The following is a 15929-nucleotide window of genomic DNA, read 5'->3' as shown; positions in this document are numbered from 1 at the left end:
CTGAACGGAGGGCCGGGCAATATCGCCCGTCGTGAAGACGAAGGTGCTTCCGCCTCCCGTGTCTCCGCTCTCGACCGTCTCGTATGCGCCTTTCTTCTATGCCGAATTTCCGGACAGGAGAGGTCGCTGAGGCTTTAGCCGCTGGATCCGGTGACAGAAAGAAGAAAGGCAAGACAATGGCACTTTACGAACATGTGTTTCTTGCCCGGCAGGACCTCTCGCAGCAGCAGGTCGACGCTCTTGTGGAACAGTTCAAGGGTGTGATCGAGGCTGGCGGCGGCAAGGTTGGCCGGACAGAGAACTGGGGGGTCAAATCCCTCGCCTACCGCATCAAGAAGAACCGCAAGGCTTACTTCACCCTCATGGACCTCGACGCTCCGGCAGAATCCGTCAAGGAGATGGAGCGGCAGATGAGCCTTTCGGAGGACATCCTGCGCTTCCTGACCATCCGCGTCGATGAGCATGAACAAGGTCCTTCGGCCATGATGCAGCGCCGCGATGACCGTAGCGATCGCGGTCCCCGCCGCAGGGATCAGGACGAGGATCGCCCCCGCCGCGCGCGCACCGAGGAGGCCGCTGAGTAATGGTCGACATCAATCAGATTCCAACGCGGCGCCCCTTCCATCGCCGCCGCAAGACCTGCCCCTTCTCCGGCGCCAATGCACCGAGGATCGATTACAAGGACGTCAAGCTTTTGCAGCGCTATATTTCCGAGCGCGGAAAGATCGTTCCGTCCCGGATCACGGCGGTAAGCCAGAAGAAGCAGCGCGAGCTTGCGCGCGCCATCAAGCGAGCCCGTTTCCTGGGCCTGCTGCCCTACGTTGTGAAGTAATGTCAGGGGCGGGCGCTCCTTGAAGCGCCCTCCTCTCCCTTTCCGCCACGGGACGGAAGGGGAATGCAAAAAATCCCGAGTTGGGGCTATGCGGCAGAAGCCTTCAAGCCCCTAACTGCCCTAAAGGCAGGACAGCGAACAAGCCGCAAGGCCCGTTTCCTGACCTGCCTCCCATATTCAGGCCCGGACATTGCCGGGAGTCAAAAGGAAACGGGACATGGAAATCATCCTGCTGGAACGTATCCCGCGCCTTGGCCAGATGGGCGACGTGGTGAAGGTCAAGGACGGCTTTGCGCGTAATTATCTGCTGCCTCAGGGCAAGGCTCTGCGGGCCAGCGAAGCCAACCGCAAGAAGTACGAAGCGCAGCGTGTCGAACTCGAAGCGCGTAATCTGGAACGCAAGAACGAAGCCGAACAGGTTTCCGAGAAACTCGACGGAATGAGCTTCTCCATTATCCGCTCGGCTGCGGAGACCGGGCAGTTGTACGGCTCCGTTTCCGCGCGCGATATCGTTGAAGTGCTTGCCAATGAAGGTTTCAAGATCGGCCGCAACCAGGTCGATCTGAACCAGCCCATCAAGGCAATCGGCATCACCAATGTCGACATCGCCCTTCATCCGGAAGTAACGGCCACGATCTCTCTTAATGTCGCCCGCTCGCCGGAGGAGGCAGAGCGTCAGGCACGGGGCGAGACGCTCGACTCGGCTGAAGCAATCTATGGCGAGGGCATTAACGAGAGCGCGCGGCCCGAGGCATTCTTCGATCCAAATGCCGAGTTCGATGAGGATTCGGAGGAACAGACCGCGCCTTCACAAGGTGGCGGAGAGACCGCCTGAGGTAACAAATAGTCACATGCTAAAACCGGGCGTTACCGCCCGGTTTTTTTATGGCTGGGCCGCGTCTCAAGCGCCACAACCCATTGCTGCACTTACCGGGAAGGGATTAATCAGAGATACGGGGATCGGTCTGGAGATCGCAAAAATGGTACGGCTCCGCCGTACACCCTCCCCGGCGGCAAAAGCATTGCGAGCGGGCCTCTTGAAGCTCATAAGCAAAGGCTTTTCAATGGCAAAGGAACCCTACATAATCGTTATCTCCCAGGATGGGGGTCGTAATGAATCCTTTGCTGCATAAGTTTGTATCGCGCCTGATAAAGACTGGAAAGCTGACCATCACCGATGCCGAAGGAGCTGTGCACCACTTCGGCGACGGATCGGGACAGCCCGTACACATAGTGGTCCATTCCAAACACGCCGAAAGGGCCATAGCACTCGACCCGATGCTCGCGGTGCCTGAAATGTACATGGAAGAGCAGATTGATTTTCTTGAGGGAGACATCCTTGCTCTCCTCAAGATTGCCTATCAGAATTTCGGCCACGGTGGCAGGGAAGCGTTCGCCGTGAGGATCGGCGAAGGCATACGCTACCTTTTCCGCCGGCTGCATCAGTTCAATCCCGCCGGCCGCTCCAAGCGCAATGTGGCGCGCCATTACGACCTTTCAGGCGAGCTGTACAAACTCTTCCTCGACGAGGATATGCAGTATTCCTGCGCCTATTTCCCCCGCTCGGACATGACGCTGGAGGAGGCGCAACGCGCCAAGAAGCACCACATCATGGCAAAGCTCGACCTCAAGCCGGGTCAGAAAGTGCTTGATATTGGATCGGGTTGGGGCGGCCTTGGACTGGAAATCGCGCGGCAGTTCGATGCCGAGGTGCTCGGCGTCACGCTATCAGAAGAGCAGCATGCCGTTGCCCAGAAACGTGCGCAGGAAGCTCAGCTTTCCGACAAGGCTCGCTTCGAGATCGTGGACTATCGCGCGCTCACCGGCCCGTTCGACAGGATCGTATCGGTTGGAATGTTCGAGCATGTGGGCATCAACCATTACCGCACCTTCTTCGACAAATGTGCCCGTCTCATGCCTGACGACGGCGTCATGCTCCTGCATACGATCGGTCGAAGCACCGGCCCTTCGGTGACGAACGCCTTCATCCGCAAGTATATTTTTCCTGGAGGCTACATCCCCTCCCTGTCGGAGATTTTACCTGCAATCGAGAAGTCCGGCCTCATCGTTACGGACATTGAGGTGCTGCGGCTCCATTATGCCGAGACACTGAAGCACTGGCGCGAGCGATTCGCGGCCAATCGCGAAAAGGCGGTGGAGATCTACGACGAGCGATTCGCGCGTATGTGGGAGTTCTATCTTACCGGCTCGGAAGCCTCCTTCCGCTGGCAGGAGATGGTGAACTTCCAGATCCAGCTAGCCAAGCGGCGGGACGCCCTGCCGCTCACCCGCGACTACATCGCAGAAGTGGAAAGACAGCTCGCCTCACCTGGTGGGGTGTTCAAGGCCGCGGCGGAATAGGCATGATACTGGCGCAAGCGTTTCCGATTCGCTGTCAAGCAAAGAAGCGCCTGACAGACATTATCCCCTTCCGTTCGGTGGATATCGGGTGCTTTTTCGCGGAATGTGGGCAAGACGGCTGACAATGCAAGCGTCTGACGGCTAGGAGGGACGCGGGGGGTGCCGGATCCTATCCGCTTGTTTTCCGGCAGCCAGTTCTGACAGTGGAAAGAGTTTATGGCTGACGCAGCCCGCAGGTTGGATACGGCGGAAACGCCTCTTTATCGTGAAGCGCCCAACAACATTGAAGCCGAGCAGGCGCTTCTCGGCGCGATCCTCGTCAACAACGATGCCTTCTACCGGGTTTCCGACTTTCTGAAGCCCGATCATTTCTACGAGCCGTTGCATCGCAAGATCTACTCGGTGGCGGGCGAGCTCATCCGCATGGGCAAGGTTGCCAATCCGGTGACGATGAAGACGTTTTTGCCGGCCAACGAGAAGGTCGGCGAAATGACAGTGGCGCAATACCTCGCCCGCCTCGCGGCCGAGGCGGTCACCGTCATCAATGCCGCCGATTATGGCCGCGCGATTTACGATCTCGCCATTCGGCGCGCGCTTATCACCGTCGGCGAGGATATGGTCAACATCGCCTATGACGCGCCGGTGGACATGGCGCCACAGGCCCAAATAGAGGATGCGGAGCGGCGCCTCTTCGAACTGGCCGAAACCGGCCGCTACGACGGGGGGTTCGAGAGCTTCGGCGATGCCACCAAGACCGCAATCGACATGGCCAATGCCGCATTCATGCGCGACGGCCATCTTTCCGGCATTGCCACGGGCCTTCGCGATCTCGACCTGCGCATGGGGGGGTTGCAACCCTCCGACCTTATCATCCTGGCTGGCCGCCCCGGCATGGGAAAAACCTCGCTGGCCACCAATATCGCCTACAACATTGCTTCCGCTTACGAGCCGGTACAGCAGGCGGACGGCTCCTTCAAGGCGGCCAATGGCGGCGTCGTCGGCTTCTTCTCGCTGGAAATGTCGTCGGAGCAGCTTGCCACGCGTATCATTTCCGAGCAGACGGAAATCCCTTCTTCCAAGATCCGGCGCGGCGAGATTACGGAGGCCGATTTCGAGAAGCTGGTCGGCTGCGCCCAGATGATGCAGAAGATCCCGCTTTTCATCGACCAGACCGGTGGCATCTCCATCGCCCAGCTTGCCGCCCGCGCGCGCCGGCTCAAGCGCCAGCGCGGGCTTGATGTTCTCGTCATTGACTATGTGCAGCTCATGCAAGGCTCCTCGGCCCGCGCCCAGCAGAACCGTGTGCAGGAGATTACCGAAATAACCACGGGGCTGAAGGCGCTTGCGAAGGAATTGGGAGTGCCCATCGTCGCGCTGTCGCAGCTTTCCCGCCAAGTGGAAAGCCGCGACGACAAACGCCCGCAGCTTTCCGACTTGCGCGAATCAGGCTCGATCGAGCAGGACGCCGACGTGGTTCTATTCGTCTATCGCGAGGAATATTATCTCAAGAATCGCGAGCCCAAGCCGGGCACGGAAGAGTATCTGAAGTGGGAAGCCGAGATGAACGAGGCACGTGGCAAGGCCGAAGTCATCATTGCAAAACAGCGCCATGGTCCAACGGGCACCGTTTCGCTAGGGTTCCAAGGCGAGTTCACCCGCTTCTCCGACCTTGCAGACGATTCACACCTGCCGGAGCGTTTCGATTAGTGTCCTATGCGCCGCAAATGACGAGCAAGGGGCCGCCGCCCCATCTGGCAGGCGGCAGGCTCACTGTCGATCTCTCCGCTCTGGCAGCGAATTACCGGCTGCTTTCGCAACGCTCGAAGCCGGCCAGAACGGCCGCCGTGGTGAAAGCCAACGCCTATGGGTTGGGCATCGCTCCGGTGGCCAGAACTTTATGGGCGGCGGGATGCCGCCGCTTCTTCGTGGCCCTCCCCCATGAGGGAGTGGCGCTGCGCGCGCTTCTTCCCGAGGCGGAAATCTTCGTTTTTACTGGGCTTTTCGGGACGGAAGCCGCATCAGCATACCGAGATGCGCGGCTCATCCCCGTCATCAATTCCCAAAGCGATATCTCCATCTGGGAGGCCCATGGCTGGGATGCGAAGCGCCCACGCCCCTGCGTCATCCATGTGGATACCGGCATGAACCGGCTTGGGCTTACGCCCCAGCGAGCACGCGCCTTTGTGGAGGAGAACGCCCTGACGGGCGCGCTCACTCCGCTTCTGATCATGAGTCACCTTGCATGCTCCGATCAGCCCGACCATCCTATGAACCGCTGGCAGCTTGAGTCCTTTCAACAGGTTCGGACGCTTTTTGCAGAAAGCGAATCAAGTCTCGCCAACTCCGCGGGGATCTTCCTCGGAAGTGATTTCCTTGCCGACCTCACGCGCCCGGGAATCGCTCTTTACGGGGGCGCACCATGGAGGGGCATAGCAAATCCCATGCAACCGGTCGTGACCGCTGAAGCCCGCATCGTGCAGATCCGGCAGGTGCGCGCCGGGGCGACCGTCAGCTATGGAGCCGCTCCCCTTACCCGCGACTCCATCATCGCCACATGCGCCGTCGGTTATGCGGATGGCTATCATCGCGCCGCCTCCGGCGCGGGCGTTCCCCTGCGGCGCGTCGATGGACAGGGGGCGGAAGGTTTTATCCAAGGCAGGAAAGTGCCCGTTCTTGGGCGCGTGACCATGGATCTGTCGCTTTTCGACATAACAGATCTTGGGCATGACGCAGTCGCGGTTGGAGACCATATTGAGCTTTTCGGGCCGAACATTTCGATCGACGCGGTTGCCGAAGCGGCCGGCACAATCGCTTATGAACTGCTGACCTCCCTCGGGCAGCGCTACTATCGGGAATATGTGGGAGGCGAAGCGTGAGGGCAGTTGAAAGGGTCATCTCGCCCCCTCCGCCTGCAGCCGTGGAAAGCAGCGGGTCGAATTCCTGATGGCAAGGCCCCGGACTCAATTCATCTGCCAGAACTGCGGCACCGTCCATTCGCGCTGGGCCGGAAAGTGCGATGGCTGCGGCGAGTGGAACACGCTAGTCGAGGAAGGAACCGGCGGTGGCATCGGCGCAGGCCCGCAATCGCTGCGCCGGGCAAGACCCGGAACGCCGGTCGCGCTGACGACGCTATCCGGCGACATCGAGGACGCGCCGCGTATTGTTACGGGCATTGGCGAACTTGACCGGGTGACGGGCGGCGGTTTCGTGCGCGGCTCTGCATTGCTGGTGGGTGGGGACCCGGGTATCGGAAAATCGACGCTGCTCACCCAGGCTGCGGCCGCCCTTGCCTCCCGTGGCCATCGTATTGTCTATGTTTCCGGCGAAGAGGCAGTGGCGCAGATTCGCCTGCGTGCCCAGCGCCTCGGCGTGGCCCATACCGCTGTCGAGCTCGCTGCTGAAACTAATGTGGAGAACATTCTGGCGACCATAGCGGAAGGCAAGCGGCCGGACCTCGTGATTCTCGATTCCATCCAGACGGCATGGACCGATACGGCGGACTCGGCCCCGGGCACGGTCACTCAGGTTCGAGCGTCCGCACAGGGGATGATCCGCTATGCCAAATCCACGGGCGCCGCAATCGTGCTCGTTGGGCATGTCACCAAGGAAGGACAGATCGCAGGCCCCCGAGTAGTGGAGCACATGGTGGACGGCGTGCTTTATTTCGAAGGCGAAGGAGGGCATCATTACCGGATCTTGCGCACGGTCAAGAACCGTTTCGGGCCCACCGATGAGATTGGCGTATTCGAGATGGGCGACAAGGGTCTGCGCGAAGTCCCCAACCCATCGGAGCTTTTTCTCGGTGAACGGAGCGCGGCTGCGCCTGGTGCTGCAGTCTTTGCCGGTATGGAAGGCACACGGCCGGTTCTTGTGGAGATTCAGGCACTCGTGGCGCCTTCGCCGCTCGGCACTCCGCGACGAGCGGTCGTAGGGTGGGATTCAGCCAGGCTTTCCATGGTCCTGGCTGTGTTGGAGGCTCATTGCGGCGTGCGCCTTTCCTCCCACGATGTCTATCTGAACATCGCAGGCGGCTACCGCATCACGGAGCCTGCAGCCGATCTGGCCGTAGCGGCTGCTCTTGTCTCATCTCTCACCGGGCTTGCCCTGCCCGCCGATTGCGTCTATTTCGGCGAAATCAGCCTGTCTGGCGCAGTTCGCCCGGTGGCGCATGCGGCGAGCCGGCTCAAGGAAGCCGAAAAACTCGGCTTCACGCAGGCAGTGATGCCTCCGGGAAATGAGGAGCTTGCCGGCGCAATCCCAGCAGGCGCATTCCGGCCTGAGGGGCTTGCGGATCTGGTGGCGCGGATTGCGGGTCGAGTGCGCCATGAATAGAGTTTGGCGGCACGACCGCCCGGGAGTGGTACGAAGGCAACCAGCCTTACCAAGACGTTGGGGTTACAATGCCAATCACACTGCTTGACGGCATCCTCGTCGGCTTCACGCTCGTTTCGGCGATGCTGGCCATGGTGCGCGGCTTTTCGCGTGAGATTCTTTCGATCGCGTCCTGGATTGTTGCGGCTTTTGCGGCATATTTCCTCTATCCGGTGGTGCTGCCCTACGTCACACCCCACATAGGTAACGCAACCGTTGCTCTAATCGTCTCGGCGGCAGCCGTATTCCTGGTGGTGCTGGTTATCGTCACCATCATCACCATGAAGATGGCAGACTTCATCGTCGATTCGCGGATCGGGGCGCTCGACCGCACGCTGGGGTTCCTCTATGGTGCGGCGCGTGGCATACTGGTGGTTGCGGTAGCGCTCTTGTTTCTCAACTGGCTTCTTGCCTCGAACCCGCCGAGCTGGATCTCCGAGGCGAAGTCGCGCCCCCTTCTTGAAGGTGTTGGCAGCTGGTTGCAGGGGCTCTTGCCCGATGATCCGGAGCGCTCCATCTTCGACCGCCTGTCATCGGGAGCCGGACAAGAGGCGGAAACGACCAACTGACGGCGTTCTGATAAGACCGCCGCAACACTAACGGACACAGGCGGCCGCATGGCTAGTGAAGAGAATTTGCCCCTTTCGGGCGAAGCCGACGACCATTTTCATGATGAGTGCGGCGTATTCGGCATCTATGGCAGGCAGGACGCGGCGGCAATCACGACGCTGGGCCTCCATGCGCTCCAGCATCGCGGCCAGGAGGCAGCCGGCATCGTCTCCTTCGACGGCAGCCAGTTCCATGTTGAACGACATATCGGGCTGATCGGCGACACTTTCACAAAGCCCGCGGTTCTGGAGCGGTTGAAGGGCGCGCGTGCCATCGGCCATACGCGCTATTCCACTAGCGGAGGATCCGGTCTGCGCAATGTGCAGCCCTTTTTCGCCGAGCTTGCAGATGGCGGCTTGGCCGTTGCGCATAATGGCAACATCACCAATGCGATGACCATTCAGCGCCGCCTGCAAAAGGAAGGTGCGATCTTCTCCTCGACCTCCGATACGGAGACGATTCTGCATCTGGTGGCGACCAGTCGGGAGCGGGACCTCAATTCACGCTTTATTGATGCGGTGCGGCAGCTCGAAGGTGCCTTTTCCGTAGTCGCCTTGACCTCCAAGAAAATGATAGGCTGCCGCGATCCGCTCGGGATTCGCCCTCTTGTGCTCGGCGATCTGGACGGGGCCTATATCTTTGCTTCGGAAACCTGCGCTCTAGACATCATCGGGGCCCGGTTCGTGCGTGACGTCAAACCCGGCGAAATGGTGATCGTAACGGAACAAAGCATCGAGAGCCTCTTCCCTTTCGAGAACGCGAGCCAGCGTTTCTGCATTTTCGAGTTTATCTATTTCGCCAGGCCGGATTCCATCCTTGAAGGCCGCAATGTCTACGATGTGCGCAAGAGGATTGGAGCCGAGCTTGCCCGCGAGAATCCGGTGGATGCCGATATCGTCGTCCCTGTCCCCGACTCCGGAACCCCCGCCGCAATCGGATTCGCGCAGGCGGCCGACCTGCCTTTCGAGTTGGGCATCATCCGCAATCACTATGTCGGCCGAACCTTTATTCAGCCAACCGACTCAATTCGCCATATGGGCGTAAGGCTGAAGCACAACGCCAACCGCAAGTCTTTGGAGGGCAAGCGAGTCGTGCTGGTGGACGATTCCATCGTCAGAGGCACGACAAGCCAGAAGATAGTGCAGATGGTGCGGGAAGCCGGCGCGGCCGAAGTGCACATGCGCATCGCCTCGCCGCCTACGCGCGCCTCCTGCTTTTATGGTGTTGATACACCACAGAAGGCAAAGCTGCTCGCTTCACGGATGACGGTCGAGGAGATGGCGGAATTCATCCGCGTCGACTCGCTTGGCTTCCTTTCGATAGACGGGCTTTACCGCGCTGTGGGCGAAGCTGCCCGCAATAACGAGTTGCCGCAGTTCTGCGACGCCTGTTTCACGGGAGAATACCCGACGGAACTGACCGATCACAACGGGACCGACAATGTGCGCCAACTCTCCTTGCTAGCCGCGAACGGGGGGCAATAGGCTCCGGCCGACCGCGGCACAAGGTTAGGCTAGGGTGTGATCAATCTTAGACCGATGATGCCGGTAACTATGAGGCCGATGCAGCCCAGGCGGAGGAGATCCGCAGCCTCGCCGAACAGGAAAATTCCAAGAATGACGGTACCGACGGTCCCGATGCCAGTCCAGACTGCATAGGCCGTGCCCAGAGGCAGGGAGCGCAACGCGATTCCAAGAAGGGCCAGGCTGACGATCATGAATATGATGGTCGCTATAGTCGGCCATAGCCGCGTGAAACCTTCAGTATATTTCAGCCCAAGCGCCCAGCCAATCTCGAACAGGCCTGCTACAAACAGCACGATCCAGGCCATGCTGATTCTCCATCAGATGGCGATGAGGTCGTCCTCATCTCATTTTGGAAGCCTGCGGGGTCGTCCCCGCTGCCGCTGCTATAGAGCTTAGCCCTGCTTTCCGCAAGCAGGCTGTTGTGGGTTCCTCTGGCACGCAATTCGTACTAATAGCTCCAGAACGACGAACTTTGGAAGAGATCCATGTCCCGCTCTATCGACCTTTCTGGCCGTACTGCCCTTGTCACCGGGGCATCGCGCGGCATCGGCTATTTTCTGGCGAAAGGCCTTGCAGCGGCAGGAGCCCATGTCATTGCCGTGGCGCGCACCGTTGGTGGGCTGGAAGAACTGGACGACGAGATCAAAGCGCTTGGCGGAGAAGCAACCCTAGTGCCGCTCGATCTTTCCGATATGGCAGGTATCGACCGCCTTGGGGGTGCGATACACGAGCGTTGGGGCAAGCTCGACATCATGGTCGCCAATGCCGGCATTCTCGGCGTCATCTCGCCCATCGGCCATGTCGAGGCACGGGTCTTCGAAAAAGTGATGGCGATCAACGTCACTTCGGTCTGGCGGCTCATCCGATCCGTTGATCCGCTTCTGCGTGCCTCCGATGCTGGCCGCGCTATCGTCATGTCATCGGGCGCCGCCCACTCCGCCCGGGCGTTCTGGGCGCCTTACGCTGCATCCAAAGCGGCCGTAGAGGCGATGGTGCGCTCCTGGGCAGACGAAACGAAAAATATGCCGCTCAGGGTCAATGCGGTAAATCCCGGAGCCACGCGCACCGCAATGCGCGCACAGGCCGTCCCGGGAGAAGATCCGCAGACCCTGCCCGACCCCTCCGAGGTGGCCGAGAAGATCCTGCCGCTGGCAAGCCCCGCGCTTACCGAAACCGGCCTTATTTTCGATGTCAGGCAGAAGCGCTTCGTGCGGTATCAAATGCCTGAATAAGCCGGCGCGAAAAGTCGATTGACCTCGCCGAACGTTCCGTTACCCTGCAGCCGCAATGGCCAGAAGAAGCCGTACGGGAACGAAGCGATGCCCCAGATTGAGCAACGGCTGCATGGCCCGCTGCCTGTTTACATAAGCCACATAAGGCGAGGAATTTTCCGGTGAGGAGAGATACCGAATGGTAACAGCCGTCGCTCTCCTTTGCGTGGTTCTGGCTTTCTGGCTGCTTCTTGCCACCTACAGCATGGTAAGGCTCGGCATCAGCCTTCATCAGGCCGTCCTTTATGCGCCGCTGAAGCTCATCTTCCGCGTCAAGGACGGGCCCATTATGGAAGCGCGGAAGGCAGAACCGCCCGTTATCTACGCAGTCTGGCACCAGTCTCGGCTGGAGCCAGCTCTGATGCTTGCGCTTTTGCCACAGGATACCTTGCACATTCTCGACGAGGATTCCGCAAGGGCCTGGTGGCTTGATCCCTGGCGCGCGCTTGCCCGAACCATCGTCTTCAACGCACGCCATATTTTTGTCAGCCGCAGGCTGGTGCGCCGTCTCAAGGGAGGTGGACGCCTAGCTGTTTATCTTCCCGACAACGTGTCTCCAGACCCCAAGGCCTTCCGCCTGTTCCGGGCCATAGCACGCATTGCCTCAAACGCCGAGGCACGCATAGTGCCGATCCATGTTGAGGGTGCTGGTCAATCCTTCTTCGCTCTGGAAAGGAAGGAAGGCCGCCATCTTTTGCCGCGTCTCAGGATTGCCACGCTCAAACCGCTTACGATTGCCGAGATGATAGCGATGGCACGGGGCGAGCAGCCAAGGCGTGCCGATGTATTTTTCGAGCGAATGCTTACTGTCAGACAGCTTGCCCGCATTGAGAAGGATGATGGTGGCGACCAGCTCGCCGCGTAGCTTTCTTACCTTTTACGTGAGCGCCAATGCGGGTAGTCCCCAGAGCGCCGGTTCGCCTTCCCCTGCAAGGATGCCATAAAGTCAAGGAAGCGTTGACCGGTGAATGCGCAGCCATTCGCTGAGCGCTTCAAGCTTGTTGCAATATTACAGGGAACCGGCCCCATCTTCCGTCGCAGCATCCTCCTTCTGCGCCCGGCACGAATAAGCGCGCACACTAAAAACGAGGAAGACCATATAGGCGAAGGCCGATACCGTCATGGTCTGCCAGGGATAGCTGACCAGGAGCAGAACATAGAAAACTACGCCCAGCATCAGCGGCATCACCAGTTCGCGACGCACGCGGCTTCCCGATGACTTGCCGGAATATACCGGCAGCCTGCTAACCATCAGGAAGGCCACGATCACGGTGTAGGCACAGGCGGCGAAGGCCACTCCCCGATCTGGGGTAAAACCGAGAAAGCCGAGGTAAATTGGCAGCATGACGAGCGCTGCTCCCGCAGGCGCCGGCACGCCCACGAAATAATCGGCCTGCCAGGCAGGCCGGCCGCCATCCTCCAGCATGACGTTGAAACGTGCCAGCCTCAGCACGCAGGCAATGGCGAAAAGAAGGGCGGCAATCCAGCCGATCGCTCCTGCCTTGTCAAGAATATAAGCATAAAGGACCAGCGCAGGCGCCGCGCCAAAATTGACGATGTCGGCGAGCGAATCCATCTCGGCACCGAACTTCGACGTCGCCTTGAAGGCACGCGCCACGCGGCCGTCCACCGCATCCAGAAAGGCCGCAATCAGCACCATGATCACGGCCGTTTCAACCTCGTTCTCGAATGCCAGTCGGATGCCTGTAAGGCCAGCGCACACAGCAAGGACGGTGATGATGTTTGGCACCATCAGGCGCAACGGGATCTCGCGGATACGCGGGCCGCCGCCGCCATGCTGATCGAAAGGCGCGAAAGGCCCCGCCATCAGGAAACCCGGACGATGGGCGGAGGCGCATCACTACCAAACTCGGCAAGGATTGTCTCCCCGCCCACGGCGACCTGACCGACTGCCACGCGCGGCCGCGCTTCCGCCGGCAGATAGACGTCCACGCGCGAGCCGAACCGGATCAGCCCAAACCGCTCGCCCACGGCGATTTCTTCCGGTGCTTCGACCCAGCAGACGATACGGCGGGCGACGAGGCCCGCTATCTGCACCACCGCTACAGGGCCGTTCGGGCTTTCTATCACGAGGCTGTTGCGCTCGTTCTCCTCGCTTGCCTTGTCCAGCTCTGCATTGAGAAAGCGGCCAGGCCGGTGCTCGATCAGCGAGATACGCCCGCGCACCGGGGCGCGATTGATATGGCAGGAAAATACATTCATGAAGACGGAAATGCGGGTCGTCTCGCCGTCGATCCCCAGTTCCGGAGGCGGCAGCGCTGGCCCTACCGAGGAGATTACGCCATCAGCAGGCGAGACTACCAGCCGGTCGTCCACCGGGGTGACACGCGGCGGATCGCGGAAGAAATACGCGCACCATCCCGTCAGGAGCAAGCCAATCCAGAAGAACGGCTCCCAAAGGATGCCAAGGATGATGGACGCAGCAAGAAAGATCGCGATGAAGCGATAACCCTCGCGGTGAATAGGCACAAACGTGCTCCGAATCGTTTCAGCCAGGCTCATCGGTTCTCCGCCCTGCATTGGCAAGCGCGACTTGGTAACGGAAAGCCCGTCCATCTGCAACGCAGACGAGGCACTTTCCTCTGGCAAGCGCAATCGCAAGCGGGCTGATGCGATCAGTAACTCGGCCGCTTGCGCACCACCACTCCCATCTCGTCGGTCTCGCGGGCGCGGCGCAAGCGTTCCTCGGCTCGGGTTGCCTCTCGCTGCCGGTTCCACATCTCAGCATAAAGGCCCCTGGCCGAAAGGAGAGCGCGATGCGTGCCACGCTCAGCAATCTGGCCCTCTTTCAGAACGATGATCTCGTCCGCGCTGATGACGGTGGAAAGCCGATGGGCGATCACCAGCGTTGTGCGGTCGCGGCTCACAAGATCGAGCGCCGCCTGAATCTCCTGCTCGGTATGCGTATCGAGCGCCGATGTCGCCTCATCGAGGATGAGGATGGGCGGCGCCTTGAGGATGGTGCGAGCAATGGCAACGCGCTGCTTTTCGCCACCTGAAAGCTTCAGGCCGCGCTCGCCGACCATGGTGTTGTAGCCATCTGGCAAGCTCTTGATGAAAGGGGCAATCTGTGCAAGTTCGGCAGCCCTGTGCACCTCTTTCTCCGTCGCCGAAGGCCGGCCATAGCGGATGTTGTAGAGGATCGTGTCGTTGAAGAGCACAGTGTCCTGCGGCACCATGCCAATTGCCGCGCGCAAGCTGTCCTGGGTGATGTCACGCACATCCTGCCCGTCGATCAGGATAGCGCCCTTGTTAATGTCATAGAATCGGAAGATGAGGCGCGAGATAGTAGACTTTCCCGCACCTGAAGGACCGACGACGGCCACCGTCTTTCCGGGAGGAATTTCAAAGCTTACTCCCTTGAGGATCGGCCGGTTTTCATCATAAGCAAAGGAGACGTTCTCGAAACGCACATGGCCTTGCGTAACCTCAATCGGTTTCGCGCCCGGCCTGTCCTTCACCTCCTGCGGCACATCCAGCAGGTCGAACATCTGCTCAATGTCAGTCAGACCTTGGCGGATTTCGCGATAGACGAAGCCGATGAAGTTAAGCGGGATGGAAAGCTGCATCAGCAGCGCATTGATGAAGACGAAATCGCCCACCGTCTGCGTGCCCTGCGTTACCTCCCAGGCGGACATTGCCATCGCCGCCGTCATGCCCAGTCCGAAGATCACGCCCTGGCCGAAATTCAGCCAGCCGAGCGAAGTCCATGTTTTGGTCGCGGCTTCCTCATAGCGCGCCATGGATCGGTCGAATCGGCGCGCCTCCATGGCCTCATTGTTGAAATATTTCACCGTCTCAAAATTCAGCAGCGAATCGATCGCCTTGGTGTTCGCGTCGGTGTCAGATTCGTTCATTTCCCGACGGATGGTGATTCGCCAATCACTGGCCTTTACGGTGAACCAGATATAGAGCCAGACCGTGACGGCCATGATTGCGACATAGATCCAGCCGTAGGCGATGGCGAAAATTGCAGCCGAAAGCGCGAATTCGAGGATCGTCGGCAAGGTGTTGAGCATCGTGAAGCGCACAATCGCTTCAATGCCCTTGGTACCGCGCTCGATGATGCGCGAAAGTCCCCCCGTCTTCCTCTCAAGGTGAAAACGCAGCGAAAGCGAGTGCATGTGCACGAAGGTGCGATAGGCGAGTTGGCGGACAGCATGCTGGCCGACGCGGGCGAAAAGCGCATCGCGCAACTGGTTGAAGCCAAGCTGTATAACCCGCATCAAATTGTAGGCGACAACCAGCATCAGAGGCCCGGCCAAAACTGCCGGAAGAAAGGCTGGCGGCGTACCCTCGCCCGAAAGCACGTTCGTTGCCCATTTGAAAAAATAGGGCACAAGAACGAGGACCACTTTCGCCAGAACGAGGAACGCGCTGGCCTGCAGCACCCGCATCTTCAGGTCTGGCCGGTCGGAAGGCCACATATAGGGCCAGAGATTGAGCAGCGTGCGCAGGGTGGCGCCGGATTCGGCGGAGACGGTCTTCTGGGCCAATGATCAGTCTCGATTGTCGTTGCTATCAGCGCCGGGCGCGCAGAGGGAAAGCAGATCGTCGACTGCTGTACCAATCTCCAGCAGAGCGACAGGGTTGATTTCGTAGCGGGAAGATTGCCCGACCGGTGTTAGGCGCACCAGCCCGGCCTCCACAAGAACCTTCAGATGCTGGGAGACGGTAGACTGGGCAAGAGGCATCTGTCCCACCACATCCTTGCAGCAGCATGCCCCGGCAACTGAAAGGTGGCACAGGATCTCAACTCGGGCAGGATGCGCGAGCGCTGCAAACCGCCGCGCCATCCGGTCTGGCGCGAAGCGTGCAGGCGCTTGCCCATCTAACTGGTGAATTCTGACGAGCGGATTCATCGTTCATCGCCGATAAACGATGAACGATGGGATTGCAACGGTTCCAGGGTTAAAAGGCAATGTGGAACATGCAATC

The 15929-nt window shown here is 59.9% G+C and carries 16 protein-coding genes; 11 read left to right on the top strand and 5 right to left on the bottom strand.

Annotation, left to right across the window (positions count from 1 at the left end; genetic code table 11):
• The first annotated feature begins 176 nt into the window (after positions 1-176).
• From rpsF to purF, 9 genes are all read left to right on the top strand, one after another.
• Positions 177-584 carry a 30S ribosomal protein S6 gene (gene rpsF / locus HUS57_RS02085; RefSeq protein WP_173931293.1) on the top strand — a complete coding sequence of 136 codons (408 nt, stop codon included), beginning with the start codon at positions 177-179 and terminating at the stop codon, positions 582-584.
• Positions 584-832, top strand: coding sequence for a 30S ribosomal protein S18 (gene rpsR / locus HUS57_RS02080; protein WP_173931292.1), 249 nt, complete (start codon positions 584-586; stop codon positions 830-832). The genes rpsF and rpsR overlap by 1 nt, the downstream gene beginning before the upstream one ends.
• 217 nt (positions 833-1049) lie before the next feature.
• Positions 1050-1667 (top strand): 50S ribosomal protein L9, encoded by a 618-nt coding sequence (gene rplI, locus HUS57_RS02075; protein WP_173931291.1) that lies wholly within the window; start codon positions 1050-1052, stop codon positions 1665-1667.
• A gap of 278 nt (positions 1668-1945) precedes the next feature.
• Positions 1946-3193: a cyclopropane-fatty-acyl-phospholipid synthase family protein gene (locus HUS57_RS02070; protein ID WP_173931290.1), complete on the top strand. Its 1248-nt coding sequence runs from the start codon at positions 1946-1948 to the stop codon at positions 3191-3193.
• Positions 3194-3409: 216 nt separating this feature from the next.
• A complete protein-coding gene (locus HUS57_RS02065; RefSeq protein ID WP_173931289.1) occupies positions 3410-4900 on the top strand; it encodes a replicative DNA helicase in 1491 nt (496 codons plus the stop codon).
• A 17-nt stretch (positions 4901-4917) separates the two neighbouring features.
• Entirely contained in the window at positions 4918-6069 is a 1152-nt protein-coding gene (gene alr / locus HUS57_RS02060; protein WP_173931288.1) for an alanine racemase, read from the top strand.
• Positions 6070-6136: 67 nt separating this feature from the next.
• A complete protein-coding gene (gene radA, locus HUS57_RS02055; protein WP_173931287.1) occupies positions 6137-7525 on the top strand; it encodes a DNA repair protein RadA in 1389 nt (462 codons plus the stop codon).
• A 68-nt stretch (positions 7526-7593) separates the two neighbouring features.
• Positions 7594-8133, top strand: a complete 540-nt coding sequence (locus HUS57_RS02050; protein ID WP_173931286.1) for a CvpA family protein — start codon at positions 7594-7596, stop codon at positions 8131-8133.
• A 48-nt stretch (positions 8134-8181) separates the two neighbouring features.
• Positions 8182-9657 carry an amidophosphoribosyltransferase gene (gene purF, locus HUS57_RS02045; protein WP_173931285.1) on the top strand — a complete coding sequence of 492 codons (1476 nt, stop codon included), beginning with the start codon at positions 8182-8184 and terminating at the stop codon, positions 9655-9657.
• A 29-nt stretch (positions 9658-9686) separates the two neighbouring features.
• Here purF and sugE read toward each other — a convergent pair whose 3' ends face one another.
• On the bottom strand, positions 9687-10004 hold the full coding sequence (sugE, locus tag HUS57_RS02040; protein WP_173931284.1) for a quaternary ammonium compound efflux SMR transporter SugE: 318 nt from the start codon (positions 10002-10004) through the stop codon (positions 9687-9689).
• A gap of 180 nt (positions 10005-10184) precedes the next feature.
• Here sugE and HUS57_RS02035 point away from each other — a divergent pair, with 180 nt between their 5' ends.
• Together HUS57_RS02035 and HUS57_RS02030 are read left to right on the top strand one after the other, a co-directional pair.
• Entirely contained in the window at positions 10185-10931 is a 747-nt protein-coding gene (locus HUS57_RS02035) for an SDR family NAD(P)-dependent oxidoreductase (RefSeq protein ID WP_173931283.1), read from the top strand.
• A gap of 178 nt (positions 10932-11109) precedes the next feature.
• Positions 11110-11835 (top strand): 2-acyl-glycerophospho-ethanolamine acyltransferase, encoded by a 726-nt coding sequence (locus HUS57_RS02030; protein ID WP_173931282.1) that lies wholly within the window; start codon positions 11110-11112, stop codon positions 11833-11835.
• 144 nt (positions 11836-11979) lie between these two features.
• Here HUS57_RS02030 and pssA read toward each other — a convergent pair whose 3' ends face one another.
• From pssA to HUS57_RS02010, 4 genes are all read right to left on the bottom strand, one after another.
• Positions 11980-12798 carry a CDP-diacylglycerol--serine O-phosphatidyltransferase gene (pssA, locus tag HUS57_RS02025; protein ID WP_173931281.1) on the bottom strand — a complete coding sequence of 273 codons (819 nt, stop codon included), beginning with the start codon at positions 12796-12798 and terminating at the stop codon, positions 11980-11982.
• The gene (locus HUS57_RS02020) at positions 12798-13493 is read right to left on the bottom strand and encodes a phosphatidylserine decarboxylase (protein ID WP_173931280.1); all 696 of its coding nucleotides are present in this window, start codon (positions 13491-13493) and stop codon (positions 12798-12800) included. Before HUS57_RS02020 ends, pssA begins: the two co-directional genes overlap by 1 nt.
• A gap of 113 nt (positions 13494-13606) precedes the next feature.
• Positions 13607-15487, bottom strand: coding sequence for an ABC transporter ATP-binding protein/permease (locus tag HUS57_RS02015; protein ID WP_173931279.1), 1881 nt, complete (start codon positions 15485-15487; stop codon positions 13607-13609).
• Positions 15488-15490: 3 nt separating this feature from the next.
• Positions 15491-15853 carry a metalloregulator ArsR/SmtB family transcription factor gene (locus HUS57_RS02010; RefSeq protein ID WP_348640550.1) on the bottom strand — a complete coding sequence of 121 codons (363 nt, stop codon included), beginning with the start codon at positions 15851-15853 and terminating at the stop codon, positions 15491-15493.
• Between the last annotated feature and the right edge of the window lie 76 nt (positions 15854-15929).

The organism is Chelativorans sp. Marseille-P2723 (assembly GCF_902809845.1).
Lineage (GTDB): Bacteria > Pseudomonadota > Alphaproteobacteria > Rhizobiales > Rhizobiaceae > Chelativorans.
Note: the sequence above shows the minus strand (reverse complement) of the source record. Positions and strands in the feature narration are given on the sequence as shown.

Excerpts from the sequence above, each read along its gene's own strand:
- rpsR (WP_173931292.1), top strand. The coding sequence starts at position 584 with ATGGTCGACATCAATCAGATTCCAACGCGGCGCCCCTTCCATCGCCGC.
- pssA (WP_173931281.1), bottom strand. The coding sequence starts at position 12,798 with ATGGCGGGGCCTTTCGCGCCTTTCGATCAGCATGGCGGCGGCGGCCCG.
- HUS57_RS02065 (WP_173931289.1), top strand. The coding sequence starts at position 3,410 with ATGGCTGACGCAGCCCGCAGGTTGGATACGGCGGAAACGCCTCTTTAT.
- HUS57_RS02020 (WP_173931280.1), bottom strand. The coding sequence starts at position 13,493 with ATGAGCCTGGCTGAAACGATTCGGAGCACGTTTGTGCCTATTCACCGC.
- alr (WP_173931288.1), top strand. The coding sequence starts at position 4,918 with ATGACGAGCAAGGGGCCGCCGCCCCATCTGGCAGGCGGCAGGCTCACT.
- rplI (WP_173931291.1), top strand. The coding sequence starts at position 1,050 with ATGGAAATCATCCTGCTGGAACGTATCCCGCGCCTTGGCCAGATGGGC.
- HUS57_RS02050 (WP_173931286.1), top strand. The coding sequence starts at position 7,594 with ATGCCAATCACACTGCTTGACGGCATCCTCGTCGGCTTCACGCTCGTT.
- HUS57_RS02035 (WP_173931283.1), top strand. The coding sequence starts at position 10,185 with ATGTCCCGCTCTATCGACCTTTCTGGCCGTACTGCCCTTGTCACCGGG.
- rpsF (WP_173931293.1), top strand. The coding sequence starts at position 177 with ATGGCACTTTACGAACATGTGTTTCTTGCCCGGCAGGACCTCTCGCAG.
- radA (WP_173931287.1), top strand. The coding sequence starts at position 6,137 with ATGGCAAGGCCCCGGACTCAATTCATCTGCCAGAACTGCGGCACCGTC.
- HUS57_RS02070 (WP_173931290.1), top strand. The coding sequence starts at position 1,946 with ATGAATCCTTTGCTGCATAAGTTTGTATCGCGCCTGATAAAGACTGGA.
- purF (WP_173931285.1), top strand. The coding sequence starts at position 8,182 with ATGGCTAGTGAAGAGAATTTGCCCCTTTCGGGCGAAGCCGACGACCAT.
- sugE (WP_173931284.1), bottom strand. The coding sequence starts at position 10,004 with ATGGCCTGGATCGTGCTGTTTGTAGCAGGCCTGTTCGAGATTGGCTGG.
- HUS57_RS02010 (WP_348640550.1), bottom strand. The coding sequence starts at position 15,853 with ATGAATCCGCTCGTCAGAATTCACCAGTTAGATGGGCAAGCGCCTGCA.
- HUS57_RS02030 (WP_173931282.1), top strand. The coding sequence starts at position 11,110 with ATGGTAACAGCCGTCGCTCTCCTTTGCGTGGTTCTGGCTTTCTGGCTG.